Here is a 3,131-nt window from a genome sequence, read left to right as displayed (position 1 = left end):
GACCACGACCCGCCGAGCGCGGCGGCCGTGCCCGCGCCTGCGGCGACCGCGGCCGTCGCGAGGGCGGCGACGACGCGCATGCGGCGGCGCAGGCGGCGCGCCCCCGGGACGACGCGACCGGTGTCGACCCGGATGTCGGGCGCGACCAGCTCCACCCGCTGACGCAGTGCGCGCGCGAAGTCCTCGTCGGTGCTCATGCGCGGGTCTCCTTCCCGGGCTCTGCCGGGGAGCCGGTCGCGGGCCGTGACCCGCTCGGCGGCAACGTGCTGGCGATCGGCCCGGGTTCCGCCAGCGCGACTCGGAGCCGGGCGAGACCGCGCGAGGCGGTCGACTTCACGGTCCCGACCGACACGCCGAGGTCGTCGGCGACCTCCTGCTCCGAGAGGCCGACGAGGTGGCGGAGGACGACGACCCGGCGCTGTCGCACTGTCAGGGTGCGCAGCGCCCGGACCAGCTGGTCCCGGTCCGCGTGCGACCGGGCCTCCTCCGCCACCATCCCGTCCGGAAGGTCGTGCGGCGCCGTGAGCACCTCTCGGCGGACCTTGCGCCACGCGTCGATCCGGGCGTTCGCCAGGACGCGACGCGCGTAGGCCACGGGGTCGCGCTGACGGGCGCGCGGCCAGGCGAGGTACGTGCGCATGAGCGCCAGCTGCACGAGGTCCTGCGCACGGTGCTCGTCGCCGCACAGCAGCCACGCGGTCCGCGCGAGCGCCGGCGCGCTCTCGCGCATGAACGCGGCGAACTCCGACTCGTGGTCCGGGTCGTCGGCCGCTCGCCCACCCGCGAGCAGCACGTCGACGCGTTCGTCGACGTCGGCCGGGTCACCGCGGTCCACGGCGCTCCCCTCGGTCGACAGTGTCGTCATACCCCGTACACGGCTGGGCGGGGTCCAAGGTTGCGTCCGGCTACACGCCCGTGCGGGCCGTCTTGGTGTTGTGCGCCTGCGCGCGCGGGCGGACGACGAGGAGGTCGACGTTGACGTGCGGCGGGCGGGTCAGCGCCCACGTGATCGTGTCGGCGATGTCGTCGGCGACGAGCGGCTGGTACCCCTCGTAGACGGCGGCGGCGCGGGCCTCGTCGCCGTCGAACCGGACGAGCGAGAACTCCTCGGTCGCGACCGCACCGGGCGCGATCTCGATCACGCGGATCGGCTCGCCGACGATCTCCCACCGCAGCGTCGTCGCGAGCATCCGCTCGGCGTGCTTGGCGCCGGTGTACCCCGCGCCGCCCTCGTACGCGCCGTGCGCGGCGGTCGACGTGACCACGACGACGTCACCCGACTCACGCTCGCGCAGCAGCGGGAGGAACGCCTTCGTCACGCGCAGGGTGCCGAGCACGTTGAGGTCGTACATCGTCCGCCACTGCTCGAGGTCGGCGGTCTCGACCGGGTCGAGGCCGAGGGCACCGCCGGCGTTGTTCACGAGCGCGTCGAGCCCGCCCGTCGCGGCGACGTGCGCGGCGAGGCGGGCCACGTCGTCGTCGGACGTGACGTCGGCGACGAACGCCTCCGCACCGGTCTCGGCAGCGAGCGCCTCCAGCCGGTCGGCCCGGCGAGCCGTCGCGACGACGTCCCAGCCCTCGGCGCGCAGGCGCCGCACGGTCGCGGCGCCGATCCCGGACGAGGCCCCCGTGACGACGGCGCGGCGCGGACGGACGGGGGCGGTGCTCATCGGGTCTCCCTGGGGTTGCTCACGGTCGTGCGGGTGGCGGTCGGGCGTGCCGTCGCGCATCACAGCACGTCGGCGGCGACGGCGTCGAGCACGTCGCCGAGGATCTCGAGACCGTGCGCGGCCTCGTCGGGCGTGACGACGCACGGGGGCACGACGTGCACGCGGTTGTCGGCGGTGAACGGCAGCAGGCCGCGGGCGAGGGCCTCGGCGCGGACCCGGCCGATCACGGACGCGTCGACGGGTTCGCGGGTCGCACGGTCACGGACGAGCTCGACCGCCCAGAAGACGCCGAGCCCGCGGACCTCCCCGACCAGCGGGTTGCGGGCGGCGAGCGCGGCCAGGCCAGGGCCGATCACGTCCCGACCGACCGCCGCGGCGTGGTCGACGATCCCCTCGTGGGCCATGGCGTCGAGCGTCGCGACGATCGCGGCCATCGCGAGCGGGTGACCGGAGTACGTGAGCCCGCCGGGGAAGACGCGCACGTCGAAGGTCCGCGCGATCGCGTCGGAGATCATCACGCCGCCGGCGGGGACGTACCCGGAGTTGACGCCCTTCGCGAAGGTGATGAGGTCGGGCACGACGTCGAACCCGTCGAGCGCGAGCCATCGCCCGGTCCGGCCGAACCCCGCCATGACCTCGTCGAGGACCAGCACGATCCCGTACCGGTCGGCGATCTCGCGGACGCCGCGCAGGTAGCCGGGCGGCGGGACGAGCACGCCGGCCGTGCCGGGGATCGTCTCGAGCAGGATCGCGGCGACCGACGTCGGGCCCTCGGACTGGATCACGCGCTCCAGGTGGTGCAGCGCGCGCTCGGCCTCCTGCTCGGGGGTCGTCGACCAGAACTCCGACCGGTACGGGTACGGGCCGAAGACGTGCACGTGACCGCGCGCGTACTCGTTGGGCACGCGCCGCCAGTCCCCCGTCGCGACGACGGCCGCGCCGGTGTTGCCGTGGTACGAGCGGTAGTGCGACACGACCTTGTCGCGGCCCGTGTGCAGGCGCGCCATGCGGATCGCGTTCTCGTTCGCGTCGGCGCCGCCGTTGGTGAAGAACACCTTCGAGAAGCCCGCGGGCGCGTGCGCCAGGACCCGCTCCGCCGCCTCGCCGCGGACGAGCGCCGCGGTCGACGGTGCGATCGTCGTAAGCGTCGACGCCTGCGCGCGGATCGCCTCGACGACGCGCGGGTGCTGGTGGCCGATGTTCGTGTTGACGAGCTGGCTCGAGAAGTCGAGGTAGCGGCGGCCCGACGCGTCCCAGACGTGCGAGCCGGAGCCGCCGGCCAGGACGAGCGGGTCGAGCGCCGCCTGGGCGGACCAGGAGTGGAAGACGTGCTCGCGGTCGAGCCGCACGGCGGCGGCGTCGTCGGGATGGATGGTCGTGCTGGTCGGGACGCTCACGTCTCCCCCTCGTCGGTCGTGCCGGGCCGTGCGGCGCGGGCAGGGTGCACCCGCGCCGCACGGG

Annotated in this window: 4 protein-coding genes; all 4 read right to left on the bottom strand. The window is 75.0% G+C overall.

Going from position 1 to position 3,131, the window contains the following annotated elements; translation table 11 throughout:
- The coding region (locus CTKZ_RS20080; protein ID WP_148090534.1) for a hypothetical protein at positions 1–197 on the bottom strand (197 nt) is incomplete at its 3' end.
- The gene (locus tag CTKZ_RS20075) at positions 194–835 is read right to left on the bottom strand and encodes a SigE family RNA polymerase sigma factor (protein WP_307720325.1); all 642 of its coding nucleotides are present in this window, start codon (positions 833–835) and stop codon (positions 194–196) included. The genes CTKZ_RS20075 and CTKZ_RS20080, both read right to left, overlap by 4 nt.
- A 70-nt stretch (positions 836–905) precedes the next feature.
- Positions 906–1,670, bottom strand: coding sequence for an SDR family oxidoreductase (locus CTKZ_RS20070; protein ID WP_124344566.1), 765 nt, complete (start codon positions 1,668–1,670; stop codon positions 906–908).
- A gap of 59 nt (positions 1,671–1,729) precedes the next feature.
- On the bottom strand, positions 1,730–3,067 hold the full coding sequence (locus CTKZ_RS20065) for an aspartate aminotransferase family protein (protein ID WP_200829849.1): 1,338 nt from the start codon (positions 3,065–3,067) through the stop codon (positions 1,730–1,732).
- Positions 3,068–3,131 lie beyond the last annotated feature (64 nt).

This window comes from Cellulomonas algicola, from assembly GCF_003851725.1.
In the GTDB taxonomy this organism is placed as follows: domain Bacteria; phylum Actinomycetota; class Actinomycetes; order Actinomycetales; family Cellulomonadaceae; genus Cellulomonas; species Cellulomonas algicola.
The sequence above is the reverse complement of the archived record's forward strand: the minus strand, read 5'-3'. Positions and strand labels throughout refer to the sequence as shown.